The organism is Olleya sp. ITB9 (genome assembly GCF_001315805.1).
In the GTDB taxonomy this organism is placed as follows: Bacteria; Bacteroidota; Bacteroidia; order Flavobacteriales; family Flavobacteriaceae; genus Olleya; species Olleya sediminilitoris.
This window is the reverse complement of sequence record NZ_BCBW01000010.1, coordinates 1-21,800: the sequence shown is the minus strand read 5'-3', so window position 1 is coordinate 21,800 and position 21,800 is coordinate 1. Positions and strand designations below refer to the sequence as shown.

22 protein-coding genes are annotated in these 21,800 nt (G+C 30.1%); 3 read left to right on the top strand and 19 right to left on the bottom strand.

Annotation, left to right across the window (positions count from 1 at the left end):
• Positions 1-182: 182 nt before the first annotated feature.
• The 5 genes from ITB9_RS01700 to ITB9_RS15755 form a co-directional block, all read right to left on the bottom strand.
• Positions 183-899, bottom strand: a complete 717-nt coding sequence (locus ITB9_RS01700) for a hypothetical protein (RefSeq protein ID WP_054850881.1) — start codon at positions 897-899, stop codon at positions 183-185.
• A gap of 5 nt (positions 900-904) precedes the next feature.
• Positions 905-1,264, bottom strand: a complete 360-nt coding sequence (locus ITB9_RS01695; protein ID WP_054850880.1) for a hypothetical protein — start codon at positions 1,262-1,264, stop codon at positions 905-907.
• Positions 1,265-1,339: 75 nt separating this feature from the next.
• Positions 1,340-2,875 carry a YifB family Mg chelatase-like AAA ATPase gene (locus tag ITB9_RS01690; RefSeq protein WP_054850879.1) on the bottom strand — a complete coding sequence of 512 codons (1,536 nt, stop codon included), beginning with the start codon at positions 2,873-2,875 and terminating at the stop codon, positions 1,340-1,342.
• Between the two features lie 47 nt (positions 2,876-2,922).
• Positions 2,923-4,800 (bottom strand): CocE/NonD family hydrolase, encoded by a 1,878-nt coding sequence (locus ITB9_RS01685; RefSeq protein ID WP_054850878.1) that lies wholly within the window; start codon positions 4,798-4,800, stop codon positions 2,923-2,925.
• 63 nt (positions 4,801-4,863) lie between these two features.
• Positions 4,864-4,998 carry a hypothetical protein gene (locus tag ITB9_RS15755; protein ID WP_371440194.1) on the bottom strand — a complete coding sequence of 45 codons (135 nt, stop codon included), beginning with the start codon at positions 4,996-4,998 and terminating at the stop codon, positions 4,864-4,866.
• 119 nt (positions 4,999-5,117) lie between these two features.
• Between ITB9_RS15755 and ITB9_RS01680 the strand changes: the two genes are divergently transcribed.
• Positions 5,118-5,603: a hypothetical protein gene (locus tag ITB9_RS01680; protein WP_054850877.1), complete on the top strand. Its 486-nt coding sequence runs from the start codon at positions 5,118-5,120 to the stop codon at positions 5,601-5,603.
• Here ITB9_RS01680 and ITB9_RS15525 read toward each other — a convergent pair.
• From ITB9_RS15525 to ITB9_RS01655, 6 genes are all read right to left on the bottom strand, one after another.
• The gene (locus ITB9_RS15525; RefSeq protein WP_187294240.1) at positions 5,593-5,757 is read right to left on the bottom strand and encodes a hypothetical protein; all 165 of its coding nucleotides are present in this window, start codon (positions 5,755-5,757) and stop codon (positions 5,593-5,595) included. The genes ITB9_RS01680 and ITB9_RS15525 overlap by 11 nt on opposite strands.
• Before the next feature lie 101 nt (positions 5,758-5,858).
• Entirely contained in the window at positions 5,859-6,818 is a 960-nt protein-coding gene (locus tag ITB9_RS01675; RefSeq protein ID WP_054850876.1) for a YheT family hydrolase, read from the bottom strand.
• 27 nt (positions 6,819-6,845) lie between these two features.
• Positions 6,846-8,471, bottom strand: a complete 1,626-nt coding sequence (gene ade, locus ITB9_RS01670; protein ID WP_054850875.1) for an adenine deaminase — start codon at positions 8,469-8,471, stop codon at positions 6,846-6,848.
• A gap of 50 nt (positions 8,472-8,521) precedes the next feature.
• Positions 8,522-10,903, bottom strand: coding sequence for a thioredoxin family protein (locus ITB9_RS01665; RefSeq protein ID WP_082395998.1), 2,382 nt, complete (start codon positions 10,901-10,903; stop codon positions 8,522-8,524).
• Positions 10,904-12,229, bottom strand: a complete 1,326-nt coding sequence (gene tilS / locus ITB9_RS01660; RefSeq protein WP_054850874.1) for a tRNA lysidine(34) synthetase TilS — start codon at positions 12,227-12,229, stop codon at positions 10,904-10,906.
• An 18-nt stretch (positions 12,230-12,247) separates the two neighbouring features.
• Positions 12,248-13,555 carry an anthranilate synthase component I family protein gene (locus ITB9_RS01655; protein WP_054850873.1) on the bottom strand — a complete coding sequence of 436 codons (1,308 nt, stop codon included), beginning with the start codon at positions 13,553-13,555 and terminating at the stop codon, positions 12,248-12,250.
• A 79-nt stretch (positions 13,556-13,634) separates the two neighbouring features.
• Here ITB9_RS01655 and ITB9_RS01650 point away from each other — a divergent pair, with 79 nt between their 5' ends.
• Both ITB9_RS01650 and ITB9_RS01645 read left to right on the top strand, forming a co-directional pair.
• The gene (locus ITB9_RS01650; protein WP_054850872.1) at positions 13,635-14,525 is read left to right on the top strand and encodes an aldose 1-epimerase family protein; all 891 of its coding nucleotides are present in this window, start codon (positions 13,635-13,637) and stop codon (positions 14,523-14,525) included.
• Positions 14,526-14,567: 42 nt separating this feature from the next.
• The gene (locus ITB9_RS01645) at positions 14,568-15,920 is read left to right on the top strand and encodes a DEAD/DEAH box helicase (protein ID WP_054850871.1); all 1,353 of its coding nucleotides are present in this window, start codon (positions 14,568-14,570) and stop codon (positions 15,918-15,920) included.
• Positions 15,921-15,973: 53 nt separating this feature from the next.
• Here the strand turns inward: ITB9_RS01645 and ITB9_RS01640 are convergent, their stop codons facing one another.
• From ITB9_RS01640 to tssD, 8 genes are all read right to left on the bottom strand, one after another.
• Positions 15,974-16,549: a hypothetical protein gene (locus ITB9_RS01640; RefSeq protein WP_028290805.1), complete on the bottom strand. Its 576-nt coding sequence runs from the start codon at positions 16,547-16,549 to the stop codon at positions 15,974-15,976.
• Between the two features lie 140 nt (positions 16,550-16,689).
• Complete coding sequence (locus tag ITB9_RS01635) at positions 16,690-17,013, bottom strand: hypothetical protein (RefSeq protein ID WP_054850870.1); 324 nt, start codon at positions 17,011-17,013, stop codon at positions 16,690-16,692.
• Between the two features lie 256 nt (positions 17,014-17,269).
• Entirely contained in the window at positions 17,270-18,067 is a 798-nt protein-coding gene (locus ITB9_RS01630) for a hypothetical protein (RefSeq protein WP_054850869.1), read from the bottom strand.
• Positions 18,051-18,233, bottom strand: a complete 183-nt coding sequence (locus ITB9_RS15410; RefSeq protein ID WP_148638323.1) for a hypothetical protein — start codon at positions 18,231-18,233, stop codon at positions 18,051-18,053. The genes ITB9_RS01630 and ITB9_RS15410 overlap by 17 nt, the downstream gene beginning before the upstream one ends.
• A gap of 339 nt (positions 18,234-18,572) precedes the next feature.
• Entirely contained in the window at positions 18,573-18,848 is a 276-nt protein-coding gene (locus ITB9_RS01620; protein WP_148638321.1) for a hypothetical protein, read from the bottom strand.
• A gap of 249 nt (positions 18,849-19,097) precedes the next feature.
• A complete protein-coding gene (locus tag ITB9_RS01615) occupies positions 19,098-19,487 on the bottom strand; it encodes a hypothetical protein (RefSeq protein ID WP_148638319.1) in 390 nt (129 codons plus the stop codon).
• A gap of 169 nt (positions 19,488-19,656) precedes the next feature.
• Positions 19,657-21,003: a hypothetical protein gene (locus ITB9_RS01610; protein ID WP_028606167.1), complete on the bottom strand. Its 1,347-nt coding sequence runs from the start codon at positions 21,001-21,003 to the stop codon at positions 19,657-19,659.
• Between the two features lie 3 nt (positions 21,004-21,006).
• A complete protein-coding gene (tssD, locus tag ITB9_RS01605) occupies positions 21,007-21,693 on the bottom strand; it encodes a type VI secretion system tube protein TssD (RefSeq protein WP_054850865.1) in 687 nt (228 codons plus the stop codon).
• Positions 21,694-21,800 lie beyond the last annotated feature (107 nt).

Here is a 21,800-nt window from a genome sequence, read left to right as displayed (position 1 = left end):
GTTAAAGTTTTCTTTTAAACTAGAAACCTTATCAAAGACTAAGAAAAACCAATATTTTGATCAAATCATATATTGATGTTATTTAAAAAAACAAATCATACTATTATAAAACATACAGAATCAATGTTTTGAATCAATAGAATATTCAATCATACCTATTTATTTAAAGTATTCAATTCTAATTATTTTTTTTTGGGCAAATTTTGAGGTTTTGAGACAAAAAAACCAATTGCAAATAACATATACATTACGAAGTTTAATGTTAAGTAAATTTGCCATTTTAAAAATATATACTCCCAATCGCTATTAACCATATACACATCGTAAAAAGTTAAAGGTGTAATAACTAGCCACCAAATAAATATGGCAATTGCTATATAGAAATAAATGAATTTATAAAATTCAAGAATTTTATTAGTTAGCAGTAATTCCATAAAATACAATATACTACAGCTTAAAATTACAAAAGCTCCAGCAATTTGAATCATTGGAAAAAACTGAATAAAAAACAAGTCTCTGTTATAGAAGATATGAATAGATGAAAATAATATAAAACAATATGTAGTAAACTTTAATATCTTTTTGAATTTTTTATTTGCTATTACTTTCTGAAATAGTACAGAGAATAATACAATCACTATCACATCAAATGCTAGAGTATACCACCAAAAATTTTTTTTAAATACCGAACTAAATATGGGATCAAAAAAATTATGTAACCCTTTAAGTTTATAATATGACCCAATGACTTCAATTGAAAATAAGAATAATACAATCTTTATAAAAAAAATAGCAGGTGTCCCTTTGTATTTCCTGTAAGAAACAATTCCAGAAACAACTGCTATCAGAATAAAAAATTTAGTTAAAAAACTATAGTTTTGATGTAAAAAATGCTCCATATAAATTAGTTTGGATATCCTTGATCTGGTGGCATTCCACCATCACCTCTATCCATTCCATTGGCACCAATTATATCTTGATTTGTATTACCATTTCTTTCAGTAGGCACCATAAATATGGTAGTATACCCTTTTGGATCTTGATTAGTTGTTTTTACACCTAAGTAGCATCGGACTCCATTTACTGCTGAATTTTCATCTTTTATCATTTTGATAAAAGCTTCCATATCTTCAAGAGAATACCATGTTGATCTGTTATCAGGTTTACCTGCAGCTTTATCATTGGCATTTTTACGCAAATTAGTCCATGCTTCATTTAATTCTTCAGCTTCAGTCGCTGTGATTTTTCCGGTTGGTACTGACATTTTTTTATAATTGTTTAAAGTTATTAATAGCTAAAGCACTAATGTAATAAAAAAAATGTTAATTTTTTAAGAAAATCAACCCAACCATCCTTCTCTATCTAAACTTCTGTATTGTATTGCTTCACTTATATGATTTCCTAATACAGCGTCACTACCTTCCAAATCTGCAATAGTCCTAGAAACTTTTAAAATTCTGTCATACGCTCTAGCAGAAAGATTTAAACGTTCCATTGCTGTTTTAAGTAATTGTTTTGAAGCTTCTTCAAGTTTACAATACACTCTAATTTGCTTAGTAGACATTTGTGCGTTATAGTGTACATTCTCAAAATCTTTAAACCTTAGGGTTTGTATTTGACGTGCTTTAGTAACACGTTTTCTTATATCAACTGAAGATTCGCCTTTACGTTCTTCTGATAATTTTTCAAAAGGAACAGGAGTCACTTCAATATGAATATCTATTCTATCTAAAAGTGGTCCAGAAATTTTACTTAAATACCGTTGCATTTCTGCTGGACTGCTAGTTACAGGTGCATCAGGATCGTTAAAATAACCACTTGGACTAGGATTCATACTAGCAACTAACATAAACGATGATGGATAGGTTACTGTAAACCTAGCTCTAGAAATGGTTACTTCTCTATCTTCTAAGGGTTGACGCATGACTTCTAAAACACCTCGTTTAAACTCTGGTAATTCGTCTAAAAATAAAACTCCATTGTGTGATAATGATATTTCTCCTGGCTGTGGATATGCTCCTCCTCCAACTAAAGCAACATCACTAATAGTGTGGTGCGGACTTCTAAATGGTCTTTGAGCCATTAATCCTGAATCTTTGACACGTCCAACCACACTATGTATTTTTGTTGTTTCTAAAGCTTCATGTAACGTCATTGGTGGTAAAATACTAGGTAAGCGTTTTGCTAACATCGTTTTTCCAGCACCTGGAGGACCAATCAAAATAATATTATGTCCACCTGCTGCTGCAATTTCCATACAACGTTTTATACTTTCTTGGCCTTTAACATCACTAAAATCAAACTCCGGAAAATCAAGACTTTTTTCAAATTCTTTTCTTGTATCAATTATCGTTTGCTCTAAAGCTTCGCCTTTATCAAAATAATTAATGACTTGTTTAATATTTTCGACGCCATACACTTCAAGACCATCAACAATAGCAGCTTCTTTAACATTTTGAATAGGAAGTATAAATCCTTTATAACCTTCTTCCCTAGCCTTAATAGCAATTGGCAAAGCACCTTTAATAGGTTGTAATGTTCCATCTAAGGATAATTCACCCATGATTAAAAACTCTTCCAAATTTTCAGCAACTATTTGTTTTGAAGCTGCTAAAATACCCATTGCCAATGTCAGGTCATAAGCAGAACCTTCTTTACGAAGGTCTGCTGGTGACATATTAATAATTATTTTTTTTCCAGGAATTTTATAACCATTATTTTGAAGTGCAGCTGCAATTCTAAAATTACTTTCTTTAATTGCATTATCCGGAAGTCCAACAAGATGATAGCCAATACCACTATCTACGTTAACTTCAACGGTTACTGTTGTAGCTTCAACACCAAAAACAGCGCTTCCAAAAACTTTTTTAAGCATAAAATGGTTAGTTTAGTTACTAAATGTAGGAAAAAGTTTTCTAAAATTTACTTCAAAACTGTAAACTCTATTTCTGAATCATTATAAACTTTATGTGTTTGCGCTTTAAAATCTGAAGCTTTAGCTTCAAAAATATTATCTACATAAGTTTGTGGATTAATATCTATATAAGGAAAAAATGTACTTTGCACTTGTACTTGTATCTTGTGTCCTTTTTTAAAGGTATGTAAGACGTCTTGTAACTTAATATTAACAGTTGTTTTTTGATTTGGTACAAAAGGTTCTGGAGTACTCATACTATTTCTAAAACGTCCTCGCATGGTTTCACTTCTAACCATCATATGGTAATTACTAAGTTTTAAATGATCTTGAACATCGTCTGTATTTTTGGTTTCTGCAGGAAACACATCAATAACTTTTACAATCCAATCTGCAGAAGTACCAGTTGTTGACACTTGTAGTTTGGCTAGAATATCTCCTGCTAAAGTCACATCGTTTTCTAAAACTTCAGTTTCAAATGTTAACACGTCTGGACGTCTTGAAGCAAAACGTTGGTCGTCCGTCATAAATTTACGTGGTGTAAACACGACTTTAACATCTTCTGTGTAAGGCACAGGTTTTTTAGGATCGCTAATAAAATCACTTGTTGCTACCATACGATTAGCTTGTTGTGTTAAACGTTGTTCTGGTTGCATATAATAACTTTCCTTAATACTATTTTGTGGTGGCCAAGCTGTAAAATCTGTCCATTGTTTTGTACCTGTATTAAAAAAGTGAGCTTCAGGTAAATCTAACGTTCCGTCTGCTTTTCCTTTTAAGAAATGATTAAAGAATTTTGTTTCGATATTTTTTTGAAAATCATCAGAAATTTGATCACCAAAATGAATATTACCAACAACTTGACGGTCTTTATTTCTTGCCCAATCACCATGACTCCAAGGTCCAAAAACAACAGCATTGTAATTATCACTATTTTTTTCAATACTTTTATAAGTATTAAAAGGACCATATAAATCCTCTGCATCAAATAAACCTCCAACAATTAAAGTCGCAGGTTTAACATCTTTTAAATGCTGAATAATACCTCTACTCTGCCAAAACTCGTCATAATTTGGATGACTTTTAATTTGGTTCCAAAACTCGTTGTCCTCACCATAGTATGTATTTAAATTACTAAGTGGTCCAGCGTCTAAAAAAAACTGGTATTGGTCCTCTGTACCTATTTCTGGAAATTTATACCAAGCCTCTTTTGTAGGTTGATCCTTCATGTAACCAAACACAGAGGTTGCTCTCCAATAACTTAATAAAAAAGCACCATTGTGGAAAAAATCATCAAAAAAGAAGTCTCCAATACAAGCTTGTGGTGACGCTGCTTTTAAAGCTGGATGACCAGATAATGTAGAATATGTGGTGTAAAAACCAGGATATGAAATTCCCCAAGTACCAACGTTTCCATTATTATTTTCAACATTTTTAACCAACCAATCTATTGTGTCATACGTGTCACTAGCTTCATCAAATTGCTCACCTGTTTTGTTTGGTATAAATGCACGCATATTATCATAAACCCCTTCACTATTCCATCGTCCACGTACATCTTGATAGACTATAATATTACCTTCTTTCATTAAATATTGATTAGGTCCTATTTTAGATTTAAACTCGTTATCACCATAAGGTTTACAACTGTAAGGTGTACGTTGCATTAATATAGGATACTGTTTTGACGTATCTTTAGGCGAGTAAATTGTAGTATGCAGCTTTATACCATCACGCATAGTAATGGATACTTCTTTTTTAGTGTAATGCTCTGCAACAACATAGTCATCTGTTACTTTTGCAGTGGTTTGGGTGTCAAGTTTTACTTGGTCTTTACAAGACGAAAATACTAGCGTTAAAACTAGTAGAATTAGGATACGTTTCATTAGTTTTTATTTTGAAAAACTAAAGATAAGTATTTTATATATAAATTGAATAAGAGTACTAATCTACAATTCTGTTAAAAACTGAAGCATTCTTTGTTCTGAATAATAGGTCGCTTTGGTTTGATAAAAACCAACATGACCACCATATTTTGGCATTTCTAGATATAAATTTGGATTTTGATCTACTATAAGCAACAAAATTCATGAAAAATTTAAAAATCATAAGAAATAATGTTTTTTTATAAGCTGACAAATTCTTTTCATCAGTAAATACTATTTGTTATATATTTATAAACTATTTAAAAAAAGCTTCTAAAATGAAATCAAAAAATCAAACTAAATATGATGAATGGAAAGAGCATCTAAATAGCACAAAAGAAAAATCAGATTACTCTTTAAAAAGAATGGATTTACTAGTGATTTCCATTAGTAGTGGTGGACTATATGTGATTTTTGGAATCATTAAAGAATTTAAAACAGGTAAAATACTAGTTGAAAACTCATACTTACTGAGTATTGCAGGAATATTATTACTAAGTTCAATAATCGTAAATTTCTTTTCTCAATTAAGTGGTTATTATGCAAATCATTATGAAGAAAAATATATTTTGAATGAATTAGAAATACTGTCTAATGAATCTTTGAAAGAGATTGATAAAGAAAAAATTAATACAAGTCAAAAAACTGATGATTCATTTGTAAAAACATATAATAAATTCACTGATATTTTTAATTTCATTTCAATTATAACTATGATAATAGGAATATCATTTTTAACTGGGTTTTTACTATCTATTTTTTAGGCCTATTTCCTGTTTTTAAACCCTTAGTACTGCCCGCACCTTCTCTAGTAGTTTTACCAAGATTAACCTTATTGCCTTGCTTTTTAGAATTCCCGTTTGACTGATTGGATTTATTACTTCCTGTTTTCGCTTTATTGTTATTTTGTTTTCCCATCGTTATAAAAATATAAAACACTCTTTAATTTAACATTTTTTGTCTTGTAAATTTATAAGTTTTAATTAACAATTACATAATTAAAAATAAATTGTTACCAATTATAAATTATTTATAAACTGAAGCATTCGTTTTTCGGAATAATACACGTTTTGTTCATCATAAAAACCAACATGACCACCATATTTTGGCATTTCTAGATATAAATTTGGATTTTGCTGTGCAGCTTCAATGGGATAACATTCTTTGGATAAAAATGAATCGTTTTGAGCGTTTATTAATAAGGTCGGAATTGAAATATGTTTTAAATACTGAAGACTACTTGATTTTTGATAATAATCATAAGCATCCTTAAAACCATGTGCTTTTGAAGTATACACATCGTCAAAATCTTTTAAAGTTTTAACCGAATTGAAATCTGAACTATTGATTTTTTCAGGAAATTGTTGTTGCTTCTGTTTTAGTTTTTCTTTTAAATCTTTTAAAAATTTAGTAGAATACATAACATTTCCTGATGCCATTAAACGTTGTAAGGATCCTTTTAAATACACAGGAACAGAAACGGTTACAGCTGCTTTAATTTCTTTAGGAAGCTTAGCAGTTTCACCTAAATACTTTAAAATAAGATTTCCTCCTAAACTAAAACCATTTAAGTAAATAGTATCATAACTATACTTAGATGTTATGTAGTTTAAAACTGAAGCTAAATCGTCTGTTTTACCAGAATGATACGATTGAAAACTTGTATTAACCTCTCCACTACAACCTCTTAAATTTATACAAACTGCATCAATACCATTTTGGTTAGCTATTTTTGCCGATCCTAACATATAATGGCGTTGTGCATTACCTTCTAGACCATGAATGATAATTAATAATTGATTAGTTGGTGCTTTTGCATGGCTCCAATCTAAATCTATAAAGTCTGAATCAGGTAAAGTAATGCGTTCTCGTTTTTGAGTTACGCCTTCTACTTTACGAAATAAACCAGAATATATGGTAGATATATGTCCATTTCTGAAGATGAATTTAGGCTTGTAATGTGATTCAATTATTGGCATAGATTATTTTATTAATGGTCCAAAATATTAATTAACCTCTAAACTTGTAAACTCAAATTTTCCGCCATCAAACAACCCTTTATCACTTAATTTTAAAGCTGGTATTACCAATAATGCCATAAAAGATAAGGTCATGAAAGGTGCATTTAATGTTGTACCCAATTGTTTAGCAAACGCATCCAATTCCGCGTAAGCGTGACCAATAGTTTCTGCATTTTTATCACTCATAATTCCAGCCACAGGAAGCGATACTATTTTTTGATCTGTATCTGACACAGCACAAATACCACCTTTGTTTTCAATTATTAAATTTACTGCTTTACAAATAGCTTCATCGCTTACACCAACTGCAATAATATTATGAGAATCATGTCCAACAGAACTTGCAATAGCACCTTCCTTTAATCCAAAGTTTTTAATAAATGCTAGTGCTGGCACATCATTTTTATAACGGTTGACCACTGTCATTTTTAAAACATCCGTTTCTGTATTGGATACTAAATTTCCGTTATGTAATGTCGCTTCTTCTATAAGTTGATTAGTAACCAATTGACCCTCTAAAGCTTCAACAACTCTAATTTGTTTAGCTGTACTTTCGACTTTAAAATCTTCTATTGTTTTAATTTCTGTATCAAAATTATTAAGATTTTCAAACGCTACGTCTTTTACTAAGGACGTTCCGTTATCAAACACTAATGCTCCATCAATATAGGTTTGAAGCGTTTTAAATGCTTTTAAATCTTCAACTATAATAAAATCTGCAACATCATTTTTTTGCAATAAGCCTACATCCAAATTATAATGCTTTACAGGATTAATACAAGCCACTTGTAATACTTTAAAAACATCAATTCCTTTGGCAACAGCTCTAGCACAAAGCGCGTTGATGTGGTTTAATAATAAATCATCTGGATGCTTGTCGTCACTACAAAACATCATGTTTTGATAATGATCAGGTAGCAAATCAATTAACGCTTCAAAGTTTTTGGCAGCACTACCCTCTCGGATTAAAATCTTCATTCCTTTTTGAAGCTTTTCCAATGCTTCATCATAAGTAAAACACTCGTGATCTGTACTAATGCCTGAATTAATGTATTTAGTAACATCATCACCTCTTAAACCTGGTGCATGACCATCTACTGGTTTGTTGTAGTGTTTCGCCCAAGCTATTTTTTTTAGCACTTCAGGATCATCAAACAACACACCAGGATAATTCATCATTTCGGCTAGATATTTAATATCCGGATTAGCCATCAAGGTTTTAATGTCGTCAGAATCTATAATTGCTCCAGCAGACTCAAAAGTGGTCGCTGGCACGCAACTTGGTGCTCCAAAATTGAATTTAAAAGGAGTTTGTTTTCCGTTTTCAATCATAAACTCAACGCCTTTTACTCCTAATACATTTGCTATTTCATGAGGATCACTAACCGTAGCAATAGTACCATGTTTAACTGCTATTTTAGCAAACTCTGATGGAACTAACATCGAGCTTTCAATATGTATGTGTGCATCAACAAAACCAGGTAATATGTAATGTTTTACATCGTGTTCTTTTTCTGTAATAGATTGTATTTTCCCTGAAGCAATGGTGATTTCGCCACTAAAAATGCGTTGGTTTTGTATATCTACTATTTGTCCTTGTATTGTTTTCATGTTGTACTATATAACAGTAAAAAAAATCCTGCGATTGCAGGACTTTTAATTTAATTTTTAAAATTTTCTAATCCAATTTCTAGCCATTTTAAATACTCGTCTGCATTTGGTGTGTAGGCTGTAGTATGATTTAGCAACTCCATTTTTTCATTTACTAAGACGTAAAATGGTTGCGAATTATTCTGGAAATTAAGGGTTTGTAATGTTGCCCATTTGTCTCCTATGGTTTTAATGTTTTTAAGCTTTCCGTTAGCTTTTACAAATTTAAATTGCTGGTCTTCAGGTAACTCTTTACGATCATCAACATATAAAGACACGATAATGTATTTGTCTTTTAATAGCTCGTATATTTTATCTTGACTCCACACCTGCTCTTCCATTTTTCTACAGTTTACACAAGCCCAACCTGTAAAATCTAACATGATTGGTTTGTTTTCTGCCTTAGCAGCAGTAATACCTTCGTCAATATCTTTATAACAATTTAATCCTAAAGGACAGTCACTATCTTTCTCATAAATACTGTATGGTAAAGGTGGCGGAAAACCACTTAACAACTTTAAATTAGCATATTTAGTATTAGTTAAACCAGGAATTAAATACACTACAAATGCACCAACTAATACTGCAAAAGATATACGACTAAAACTTAACTTTTTTAAAGGGCTATCATGCGGAAACTTAATTTTACCCAATAAATACAATAATAATCCAATCCCTATAATAATCCAGATTCCTATAAATACTTCACGTTTTAAAAGTCCCCAATGTTTTACTAAATCTGCATTGGACAAAAATTTAAATGCCATACCTAATTCTAAAAACCCTAAAACAACTTTAACCGAATTTAACCAACCTCCAGATTTTGGTAACGAGTTTAACCATTTTGGAAACATTGCAAATAAGGTAAATGGTAATGCTAATGCCAAACCAAATCCAGACATTCCTGCTGTTAATTGCATTGCTCCTCCATCACTGGTTAAAGAGCCTGCTAACAATGAGCCTAAAATTGGTCCTGTACAAGAAAAAGATACAATAGCTAAAGTTAAAGCCATAAAAAAGATACCTATAATACCTCCTACTCTAGATGATGTTTCGTCCATTTTATTCCCCCAAGATGCTGGCAGAGTGATTTCATAAAAACCAAAAAATGAAAAAGCAAAAAACGCTAAAATCAAAAAGAAAATTATATTTAATATAACGTTAGTTGATATTGTGTTTAAAATTTCTGGATTTAATGAATCTAAAAAGTGAAATGGTAACGAAAGTAACACATAAATAACCAATATAAACAAACCATATATTATAGCATTGGCTAACCCTTTTTGTGTGTTTTCTGCGCCTTTTGTAAAAAAGGACACTGTTAAAGGAATCATTGGAAAGACGCAAGGTGTTAATAAAGCAATTAATCCACCAATGAAGCCAAGTATAAATATCCCGAAATTAGTTTTTTCTTTAACTTCTTCTTTTTCATATTTATCCCAACCTGTAACGCCTAAATTTAAAGCTCTAGATTTATCTAAATCTGTTGCATCAATATTTAATGTTTTAATAACTGCTTGTGTACCATCTAAATTGTTTACAAACTCAAAAGTCGTTGGCGCCAAACATTTCTCGTCATCACAAGCTTGATAAAAGGCTTCGGCTTCAATTTTTTTAAGCGCAGGATTTAAAACTTTAATTTTTTGTGTAAACACTGCTTTATCATCAAAATATGTAACATTCATTGCAAATGCATTTTCATATTTTGTAACTGTTTTAGACTCCTCTAATTCACCTATTAATTGATAGTCTTTATTGTCATTATCCTTAAAAGTAATTTCTGTTGGAATGGGACCCATTGGCTCAGTATTATTCTGAGAATAAATGTGCCATTTATCTTCTAAAGTAGCTGTATAAACTAATTGATAATCTGTGTCATTTAGTTTTTTAACAGATGATGTCCATTGTACTGGATCAAAAATTTTATTTTTTTTTTCTTGTTTAAGTTGAAACGTAACAATCTCGCTTTCAAAAATACATTTAGTATCATCACAGGCTTGAAAACTAATTTCAGCTTCAATTTGAGAAACATTTGGGTTTTTAAGCTTTATTTTTTGAGTAAAAGTTGCCGAATTATCAAAATAGGACAACTCCATTTGAAACACTTTATCAAACTTGGTAATACTTTCGCTTTCCGAAGCTTTACCGATTAACTCAAAATCATTGATCAATGCTTCATCTTGATAGAAAAACTCAGTTGGTATTGCACCTCCTTCCGGTAAAGTCTGAGAGTATAAATGCCAATGATCGTCTATTGTTGCTTTATAGACTAAATTGTACTCTGTATCAGATATTTTATCAACTGTACCACTCCACTTTACTGGCTTTATTATTTGGGCATTAACGCTTAAAAAAGCGAAGAAAAATAATAGAATAGCTGCTATATGCTTCATTTATGATAGTTTAATTTTTAGTATTGATTTGGTTTGGCTTGTAACTTTAAACCTATCGTCCGCACGATGGTTGACAACCCAAACAATTTTATCTTGGCTACACAATAATAAAACTTTTTGTTTTGCTAAAACAGATAATTTTTGGTCTTTAAAAAACTTGCTAAGTTTTTTCTTACCACGCATCCCTAGAGGGTAAAAATAGTCTCCTTCTTGCCAATGTCTTACAGTTAAAGGTAATTTTAACTTTTCTTTATCAATATAGATTGTGGAAGGCTCAGATTTTTCAATGGTTGATACTGTTTCAAAAGATAAAACACCTGACAGAACATTTACTTCATTTTCAAAATTGTTTATTATAACTGAAGCTTCATTTTGATGTAGACCATCATTCGTTTTTAATTCACTTAAAATTAAAGTCTCTCTATCTTTTAATAATTGGTGTGTTGCACTTTGCACTTGCTTTCCGCTTTGTGCTGTCAATAAATGGACTATGTCTGTCCATTGCGTAAATCCGTAATCTTTAAAAATTTCATATAAATAAGCTTTAGGATTGTGGACTTTAATAAATTCTGAAATTTTATAACTAATCTGAGTATCATCAATATCAATAATTGCTCGTTTTAGTACAGCTTGCACACTTTCTTCAACAATATCTGAAGTGTCATTGATGTTACTTATCGTATTTTTAAAATTAGTCAATACATTACTATTGATATCTTTTAAAATAGGGATTACATCGTGTCTTAATTTATTACGAAGGTATTTAGTTGATGCATTACTGCTATCTTCCCTCCATTGTAATTGGTTTAGATTAGCATAATCTTCAATGGTTTCTCTAGAAAATTGTAGTAAAGGACGTACAATGTTTTGGTTTATTTCTGGTATTCCTTTTAAGCCCTCTAAGCCTGTCCCTCTTGTTAGGTTAATTAAAAAGGTTTCTAAATTGTCGTCTGCATGATGCGCAGTTAAAATATAGTCAAAATCTAACTGAGATGCTATATCCTGAAACCAATCATAACGCAAGGATCTTGCTGCCATTTGTATGGATTGCTTAGCGTTTTCAGCGTAAGTTTCGGTATTAAAACTTTCGGTAAAAATCTCTAAATCTAGACTGCCTGCTAAATCTAGAACAAATTTTTCGTCAGCATCACTTTCTATTCCTCTTAAATTAAAATTACAATGTGCTAAAGTTATATTTAAACTTGATTGTTTACATAAATGCGTTAAAATAACACTATCTAATCCTCCTGAAATAGCAATTAAAAGTTTGCTTTTTTTAAGAAAAGGAAGTGCATTGTTTATGTGATTTTGGAAGTGTACTAGCATCTCTAAATTTAACAATTTCTAATTAACACCTTCTAAAACAGTTCTCATGGCTTTAGCTTTAATCAAACATTCTTCATATTCGTTTAAAGGATCTGACTTTGCAGTAATGGCACCTCCAACAGAATAAGACACATATTTATTGGTTGCGTTGTATAAAATACTACGTATTACAACATTAAAGTCAAAGTCGCCTGATGGCGAAATATAGCCAACTGCTCCAGAATATAGACCACGTTTGGTTTCTTCTAAAGATTCTATAATTTTCATTGCCGAAATTTTAGGAGCTCCTGTCATACTTCCCATCGGAAACGTACTTTTTATAACATCTATTGGATGCGTGTTTTGATCTACCTCTGACGTTACTGTAGATATCATTTGATGCACTTGATTAAACGTGTAAATCTTACATAATTCTTCTACTTTTACGCTACCCTTTGTTGCTGTTTGTGACAAGTCGTTACGCACTAAATCTACGATCATAACGTTTTCACTACGTTCTTTTTCATCAGACACTAAATTATTTTTTAAAATAGAATCCAACATAAAATCGTCCTCGCGTTTTGCGGTACCTTTAATAGGTTGAGATATAATCTTAGTGGCTTCTTTTTTAATATAACGTTCTGGTGATGCAGATAACAAATACTTATCATTTAACTTTAAAAACGCTGCAAATGGTGGTTTTGAAATCGTGTTTAACTTATTATAAGTCTCTAAAGGATTTATTGTTGTGTCTTTAGCATAAAACTCTTGACAAAAATTAGCTTCATAAATATCACCTCTATTAATGTGACTTAACATGGTTTCAATTTTATTAAAATACTCGTCTTTATGTATTCTAAGCTGGATTTTTATTGGGTTGTTTTCATTGTGTAGATTAATATTTGCTTCGTCCTTGTAATGACGTATTTCATTTAAATCTGTTTCCACTTCATCATCAACCATTTTCAAATACTGTATTTCAAGATTTTCACCTTTAATTAAAAAGATTTTTTTAGGTTGAAAAAAATATAATTCAGGAAACGCTAAATCGTCATTATTTAAAGACTGAAGCTGCTCCACATCATTTTTTAAATCGTATGATAAATAACCAAAAACCCAATCGTTAGTAAGCGACTGATACTCTTTAAATTGCTCAAAAGCGTTATGATAATCGGTTTGAATTCCTGTAAAAGCATCCACAGCCAATACTGCGTCATAACTTGAATATTGTTGTTGGTAGTTATTAGAGTCTAGCCAAACAACATCATCAAACTGCTGGCTCCAAGTCAATAAATTTTGCTTGAATACCTCAGGATTAGTTAGTTTATGTTTTGTAATTGTTCTCACTGAAAAAAATGTTGGGTAAAGTTAAACAGAAATGTTAAAAAAAACGAGTATTTTAGTCATGAGATTAAATATAAGATAGATGTTTCAATTAAGTAATGAGGTATTAAAAATTTCGGTTAAACCGAAAGGCGCAGAACTATGTGAAATAGCGTCAGTCAAAAACGACAAGCAATTTATGTGGCATGCAGATCCTGATATTTGGGGAAGCTTTGCACCAAACTTATTTCCTGTAATAGGTAGTTTAAAGGATGACCAATACACATTTGAAGGTCAAACTTACAACATGCCAAAACATGGTTTTGTTAGACATAACAAAACCATTACACTAAGCAATCAAACCAAAAATAGCTTAACCTTTAGTTTAAAACATAATGAGGGTTTATTAAGACTGTTTCCTTTTAAATTTGAGTTTTTAATAACGTATACCTTAAACCATAATACCTTAGACATTACGCATACTGTAAAAAATCTTGACGATAAAGCCATTTATTTTAGTATTGGTGGTCATCCTGCTTTTAAATGCCCTGTTTATAATGACGAAAACTACACTGATTACAGTTTAGTATTTAATAAACAAGAAACCGCTAAAACCTATTTACTTAACAAGACCAATGGACTGGTTACTAACCAAACCAAACCGGTTTTTGATACTGAAAATAGTATTAATTTAAGACCAGATTTATTTAATGAAGATGCGCTTATTTTTAAAGACTTAAAATCAAGACAAGTCGCTTTGGTTAGTAAAACTCATGGCGAAATATTAAACGTGAGTTTTAAAGATTTTAACTATTTAGGGATTTGGGCAAAACCAAATGCACCTTATGTTTGTATAGAACCTTGGTTAGGTATTGCTGATGCTGAAAACACTACTCAAGATATAAAAACCAAAGAGGGTATTATTAAATTACCTATAAATGAAACATTTAATGCAACCTACAGTATACAAATACATGAGCAGCATTTAGGGTAAACAAAATATAAGTAGTAGTTTTGTAGGCTAAAATAATACGTTTTGAACTTTAGAGATTTAAATTTAAATACACCTTTATATAACGCTATTGACGATTTAGGGTTTACACAACCTACGCCAATTCAAGCAGAAGCATTTAATGTTGTTGCTAGCGGAAAAGACATGGTTGGTATAGCGCAAACTGGTACAGGTAAAACCTTTGCTTACATGTTACCAATACTTAAAAACCTTAAATTTTCTAAACAAGACAACCCTCGTGTTTTAATATTAGTACCAACTAGAGAACTGGTTGTGCAAGTGGTTGATGAAATAGCAAAATTAGCCAAATACATTAATACACGTGTCCTTGGTGTGTATGGTGGCACAAATATAAACACTCAAAAACAAGCTGTTGCACAAGGTCAAGACATTATTGTAGCAACTCCTGGTAGATTGTATGATTTAGCGGTTAGTCGTGTATTGCAACTAAAATCTTTAGAGCGTTTGGTTATTGACGAAGTAGATGTCATGCTAGATTTAGGATTTAGACACCAATTAATTAATATTTTTGATATTCTTCCAGAACGCAGACAAAACATCATGTTTTCTGCAACAATGACTGAGGATGTTGACGATTTAATTACTGACTTTTTTACTGCGCCACAAAAAGTATCTATTGCTATTTCTGGAACACCACTTGAAAATATAGCACAAACCAAATACAGCGTTCCTAATTATTACACTAAACTAAATTTATTAGTCCATATATTACAAGATGCTGAAACCTATAACAAAGTTTTAGTTTTTGTGTCTAATAAACGAATGGCTGACAGATTATTTGAAGCGTTAGACGAGTTTTTTAAAGAAGAATTATGTGTTATACACTCTAATAAAACACAAAACTACAGACTACGTAGTATTGAGCAATTTAGAGAAGGTGTAAATCGTATTTTAGTCGCTACAGACGTTATGGCTCGTGGTTTAGATATAGATAACGTAACGCACGTATTTAATTTTGACACACCTAATTTTCCTGAAAACTATATGCACAGAATTGGACGAACTGGTCGTGCTGAACGTGAAGGTCAAGCAGTTGTTTTTAGTACAGAAAAAGAACAAGACAGTCTTAAAAAGATTGAAGACTTGATGCAAATGGAAATTCCTGAATTGGAGATTCCTGAAAGTGTTACCATTTCAACTGAATTGATAGAAGAAGAACGTACTGTAATTAAAGAACGTAACAATCCAACAAAACGAAGAAAAGATGAAGATGCGCCTGGAGCTGCTTTTCATGAAAAATCTGCTAAAAACTCTAAAGAAAATTTAGGAGGAAGCTATAAGTTTAAAATCGCTGCCAAATATAAAAAACCTAAAACTAGAGGAGATAAAAATTACAATAAGCGTAACAAGAAGTAATAAAAAAAGCGAACCAAATGGTTCGCTTTTTTATGGTTTTAAGTTAGTATTACTTATAATTTAGCGACATCAACTTCTGAGATATATTCTAATAAAATACTTTTCATTTTTTTAGCATCTTCAAGCGTTAAACTAAAATCCTGACGCTTAAGCCCATGAGTAGAACGTAACCAGTTTTTAAAAGAGATATAAGAACTTTTACGCTTGTTTTGATAATAATCGTAACTCTTATGTTTATCACTAATTATCTTAATTATTTTACCATTATTAGATAGCACAAAAGTCTTTTTGCACTTATAGGGTAATTTACCCAGTAATCTATCTAAATCAGAGTAATACGTCGAGTTTACGACTACTTTATTTCCTTTTACGCTTACAATTTCAATCTCTTCATTTTCTTGCATCTCCTTAGCCCAAGAGTAATATTTAGAATAATCTTTTTTGTCTTCATTAACCACAAGCTTCTGCCAATACTCGGCAAAATTTTTGTGTAAAACTTCAAATACAGCAGTAGAATCTTTTTTATTAAAGTTTTCGATAAAATTTTCTACAATAGCTTTTTTTTGGTCTTGAGAAAAACCAGAAACTAAAAAAAAGCAAAACAAAAGTGATAAATAGGTCGTTTTCATGATAGGATATATTTATAATTTGAGGTTACAAACATATAAATAAAAACGATTAAATACAATATTTATCGATAAAACGCATTTAAAATAAATAAAACAAGGTTGTAATACATAAATAGACGACTAAAAGACTTAAGTGGTAATCATTGTTTTACTGTACTTTTTTTCAATCTAACGGTATCAAATACTTTATTCAAAAAGGTATATTTAACTTTTTCACCATGTTGTGTCCAAACAGAAGGTACTGTTTCAGACCTGAAATTCTCCTTTATAAATATTAAAGAAACTAAAAAGTTAGGTTCTTTTTGTAATTCAAAATAACCGGATGAATCTGTTAAAGTTGAATCTTTACTATCTTTAGCATATTCTTTTATTACGCTTACATTAACTAGTGGCTTGTTTTCATGATAAACATATCCTTTATAAATTGTAGGACTAGATTTACAGCCATTTAGTATTAAAAACATTAAGAAAAATATAATCCTCATTTTAGTTCTATTGTAGTTGAGCTTAATATAACTCAAAGTCACTAAAGAATGATTGACTTTGTGCTCTTTAATTACAATCTGTAATTTTTACAGAATGTTGTTTCACCTCCCCAAATCTCTATTATAAACAGAATATGCTTCTTCATTTCAAATCCAATTAAGTAAACAACATCAAGCTTAGAATGTCTTTTAGAAGCTATTAATCTATAATGTAATAGTTACACATAAACCAACATTAATAATAACACTCATAATGACTTATATATTTTTTGTCAGCATCTTTTATATTAATAATTAATTTATCTTTTTTATCATAGTTATAATGATAATACATTATGTCGTTTGAACGTTTGTTTTTATACATAATCTCACAAAGACGTTCATTATTATACGTAAATGAATAATGTCTATTAATTTGAAGATATCCTCTACTTAATTGGGTATGGAAAACTTCTTCTATTCTATTATTTTTATATAAAAACTTAATCTCTTGTTTTCTGCCATTACTTAAAAAATCAATTGTAATTTTTTCAATTTTATTATCTTCATTCCATGAATAGCGATACACTTTACGGTCTTTCTTTATCGTTTTGATTTGGTTTTTAAGATTGTATTCATAATCAACAAACAGAAAATCATTATAATTGATTTGTTTTAAGTTTCCATTATCATAATAGGTTAATATGGCATCGTGTATACTGTAGTCATCAGCAACCTTTATCTTATTAGGTTGCTCCATTTCAGGATAAACATAATAAGAATCATTTATACCATAACATGTAGTTTCTATACTTTCTTCAAAAAAATTAGCGCTAATTAATCTTCCTATAGAATCATATTTATAAATAAATGCAGGTTCTTCTTTATCTAAAACTTTAACCTCAGAAAATTTTGATGTGTCTACTCCTTTTATTTTGTTTAAAACAAAATCATAATCTCCATAATCACAAATTCTTTGACTGTGAAGACTCGATGATAAAACAAATAGTGTAAAGCAAAAAAAGTATTTTAAGCGGCTAATAGTAGCATTCATAATGATATTCGTATTCGTCTTTATTGGTATAATACGTTATAATAACTTTATCATCACTAGCATAGTCATATAACCTATAAGAAGTATCTCCTGATTTCGTGTTTTTAAATTCCACTCTGTCAATTTTACTATCTTTATACGTATAGGTATAGATAGAAGAATACAATATTTTTTTTTGATTCTGACAACTTCGACTTATACTTTTAATTAATTTTAATTGATCATTTAAGTAAATAAATTCATACTCTGAGATCAAATAAAAACCATCTGGTATTATTATTTTTTTTATGCGAGAATGTTCATCCCATTCATAATAATAGTTATAATCTTTATCTATTAATTTAAGTTGATTATTATCATCATATTCAAAATTAAAATTTGAAAGAATGTCACCTTTTTCATCTAAATAATCTATTGATTTCGTCTTATTAAATTCATTATAGTCAAACTTTATCACATAATTATTTTGAACATCAGATTTTTTTTCAAACCTTGTAAGCTTTATCTATTTTGGAGAAATTGAATCTGAATAAGTATAATATACTCTATCAATCTCTTGACATCCTTCACGTATATTTGGTACACCGTAACCATTACCATCAGTTTCTAAGTTTATAAGACGTCCGAAACGGTCATATGTTTTGATAAAAATAATTTGCTCTTTCAATGAAGCATTTTTCTTTATAAACTTAATTTTTGAATAATTAATATTATCTACACCGTTTATAGTATTAGTTTCAGAATTAAACATTCCATAATCACATAAATACTGACTTTTCACACTTAATGAAGAAATAACTATTAAAAATAGTATTAAATTTTTCATAACTCTAAATAAATTTTAACTGATTAATCAAATTTCAACCCATAAGATTCTATTTCAATTGGTGTGCTTTTTTCACGACTTGGATACAATTTATTATAAATATCTTCTGGCATGATTTCATTATTCTTATTTTGATCTTTAAATAAAATATATTAAATATCAATATTTATGTGTGTATGTTAATGATTAAAACAATTAAGCAGCTTACCATTCAACAGGAACAGTAATGCGCTCGCCTAATTTTTTACCATCTAAAAACTGTATAGAAATACTATCGTTTTTTGTTAATTTTTCAAAAAATTCTTTATGATTTTTCTTAAAGTCTGAAACTGTACCAACATGTAATGTATCTTTATTTTCTTTCAACATTTTTTCAATGTAGGGTTTAAATTGTTGTTGGATTAACTTCGTTGAGTCTGTTAGATGTCTTGTATAAATAGAAAACTCAATTTCATTAGAAGGAGAAACGGTTTTTCTTGAATTATTTGAAATTCTTTTATCATTATAAAATAATTCAATTCCAGCTCCATTTTGGTCATCATAATAATAATCAATACTTAAAAAATCTTTATCAAAATTATTATTATTACTCATTTTAATATTTAATGGAAGTTTTATTCCAGTAATTTTTTTTAAATTATTATTAATTTTCAATATTACACTCTGCTGATTATATATTTTACTTATTGAGACTTTTTGATCGGAACTTTTACAAGCACTCACCAAAATTAATAGCAACAAAAATAATGTCTTTTGATAAAATTTATTCATCTGTAAATATTGTTTCAATTATGTAAACGTATTGGTCACTGTTAGTATTTAATATTTTTCTGTACAAGATATTAATTTTATTGGAAAAGTCATTATCATCGAATTTGGAATTTTCAAGCTCATCAAAAGTTTTAAATTGACTTTTCAATAGTTTATTAGCGGTTATTGTAGGCACAGACATTAAACGCCATTCATACGCTTTATTATGTTTCAAAGAGTTTATTTTCTTGCGTACAGCATCCAATCCGATTAATTTTGCTTTTCTAATTTCATTTGCTTCATCTTCTCGCATAAAGGCATCATCTTCTGCCTTCATTTGAGAAACAACTAATCCTGCTACGCTCCAAACAAGAGCAAACGAGCCTAATACACCACCAAATGCTCCAAGACCAAAGTCTGGTATAGGTTGGTCAAAAGGGTCGGTCTCATCTGTGGCATAGCTAAAGAGATCGATAACGTCAAAAAAGTTTACCTTATCGTTAAAAGCAGCCTCTTTTAAAAAACCTAAAACCTTTACACGTTTACCTGTTTTAGTAAAAAAATCGTATTGACTTATTCCTTTTGTGGTCTCCGTAGCATTGCCCCAATTTTTTCTTTTCTTAAGATTTTCGAGTAGTTTTCCATCGTTTGTATAGATGTCTTTATCATAAATATGAGCGTTGGCGTTTTTTTGTATACGTCCTGTATTAGTTACAAGACTACCTTTTTCTAACTTACCCAAAGCTATTTTATTGATTGCTTTTTCAATTTTACTATTAGCTAAATTGAGTGCTTTGCCTTTTAACTTTCCTTTTACCATTCCTCCCATAAATTTAAGGTACACAAGAGGACTACCATCATTACTGCGCATATCTGGCAGATTGTAGTTGTCTAACGGTAAGTTAAAGTACAGTGTACGTTTAGAAAAATATACAGAAAGTTGTTCTTCTCTTGAAGAATGGTCTTTTTCATTATAAGACCAATTCCAATATAATTCTAAATTACTAAAAGTATCATCTGAAACTTCTTGCTCCCAACTTGCGGGTAATTTTAGCTCAATAATAATTACTTTGTTTTTGACAGTTACTTTTTGTGAGATTTTTTTGCCATCAAATTTTTCATCATCAAAGAAAAAATCTGCTTCCTTTAGATTAAAATTAATAGACGTATTTTCTTTAACACCTTTAGTTTTCATATGGAAGTAAACAGTGTCTTCCAGTCGGGCTCTCTCTACTATATTATGTCCTGCTTTATCGGTAGACCAATATCCATCATAAAACTCTACATCAGCAACATTAATGCTGTGCGTTTTTTTTTGACCTGTGGATTGCATCGTTACTGTAATTGTGTTTTTTCCCATTGTCTATTCTTGTTGCTCTATAACCTCAAGTTCAACTTGCTCTAGGTCACTATTAATTATATAATCTTTTAAAGTATCATTTTCTAACACTGCTCCATTATATTTAAAATCTTGAGTTTTATCTTCTATAGATAAAGTTATCTTTTCTCCTATTGCATTTTTAGTTTCTATGTTTAATAAAATTTTATCTCCTGTATGATATTCCTCTATTTCATTGTTTTCTATATCTGTAATGTAGTAATTTACAAATTCTAACTCATTATTGACAACCGTCTCCTCTACTTCCGCATCCAAATCCGTTACCTTCCAATAACATTCAAACATTTTCTCTCCATTTTGCAACAGTATTGCTGGAGATAATTTTATTAACGTTTGCATAGGTTGGTTATTAACACCATTAAAGGTATCTTGATGCAACAAACAATAGACGTCTATAAGCTCTATTTGTCTTGTTTTGCCAAAAGTAAAAGATTGAGAAATTTCTATTTTGACCTTATTCATTAAACTGTTGGAGGTCATCCACTCATAAAAAATAGGATCTTTGGTGGCTTCTAGTACGATATCAAACTGTCCTCCTGTTGGTTTTGCAGAAGGAAGTCCAGACATACTAGATTGCTGATTGAAGGAGAAGTTAAAATTTAAAATATTAAAAACTCTATCTTCAACATATAGTTTTGCTGTAATACTCATAATATTGATTAATAGGACTAAATTAATTCATTAAATCGATTTAACAAGAATATTCACATAAAAAAAAAGAAACCATTCGTCTTTTCATGGCATTTTCGTTGCATTTT

Excerpts from the sequence above, each read along its gene's own strand:
- ITB9_RS01635 (WP_054850870.1), bottom strand. The coding sequence starts at position 17,013 with ATGTTTTTAATACTAAATGGCTGTAAATCTAGTCCTACAATTTATAAA.
- ITB9_RS01685 (WP_054850878.1), bottom strand. The coding sequence starts at position 4,800 with ATGAAACGTATCCTAATTCTACTAGTTTTAACGCTAGTATTTTCGTCT.
- ITB9_RS01695 (WP_054850880.1), bottom strand. The coding sequence starts at position 1,264 with ATGTCAGTACCAACCGGAAAAATCACAGCGACTGAAGCTGAAGAATTA.
- ITB9_RS01640 (WP_028290805.1), bottom strand. The coding sequence starts at position 16,549 with ATGAAAACGACCTATTTATCACTTTTGTTTTGCTTTTTTTTAGTTTCT.
- ITB9_RS01675 (WP_054850876.1), bottom strand. The coding sequence starts at position 6,818 with ATGCCAATAATTGAATCACATTACAAGCCTAAATTCATCTTCAGAAAT.
- ITB9_RS01680 (WP_054850877.1), top strand. The coding sequence starts at position 5,118 with ATGAAATCAAAAAATCAAACTAAATATGATGAATGGAAAGAGCATCTA.
- ITB9_RS01700 (WP_054850881.1), bottom strand. The coding sequence starts at position 899 with ATGGAGCATTTTTTACATCAAAACTATAGTTTTTTAACTAAATTTTTT.
- tssD (WP_054850865.1), bottom strand. The coding sequence starts at position 21,693 with ATGAGTATTACAGCAAAACTATATGTTGAAGATAGAGTTTTTAATATT.
- ade (WP_054850875.1), bottom strand. The coding sequence starts at position 8,471 with ATGAAAACAATACAAGGACAAATAGTAGATATACAAAACCAACGCATT.
- ITB9_RS01665 (WP_082395998.1), bottom strand. The coding sequence starts at position 10,903 with ATGAAGCATATAGCAGCTATTCTATTATTTTTCTTCGCTTTTTTAAGC.
- ITB9_RS01630 (WP_054850869.1), bottom strand. The coding sequence starts at position 18,067 with ATGAATGCTACTATTAGCCGCTTAAAATACTTTTTTTGCTTTACACTA.
- ITB9_RS01610 (WP_028606167.1), bottom strand. The coding sequence starts at position 21,003 with ATGGGAAAAAACACAATTACAGTAACGATGCAATCCACAGGTCAAAAA.
- ITB9_RS01615 (WP_148638319.1), bottom strand. The coding sequence starts at position 19,487 with ATGAGTAATAATAATAATTTTGATAAAGATTTTTTAAGTATTGATTAT.
- ITB9_RS01690 (WP_054850879.1), bottom strand. The coding sequence starts at position 2,875 with ATGCTTAAAAAAGTTTTTGGAAGCGCTGTTTTTGGTGTTGAAGCTACA.
- ITB9_RS01650 (WP_054850872.1), top strand. The coding sequence starts at position 13,635 with ATGTTTCAATTAAGTAATGAGGTATTAAAAATTTCGGTTAAACCGAAA.
- tilS (WP_054850874.1), bottom strand. The coding sequence starts at position 12,229 with ATGCTAGTACACTTCCAAAATCACATAAACAATGCACTTCCTTTTCTT.
- ITB9_RS15525 (WP_187294240.1), bottom strand. The coding sequence starts at position 5,757 with ATGGGAAAACAAAATAACAATAAAGCGAAAACAGGAAGTAATAAATCC.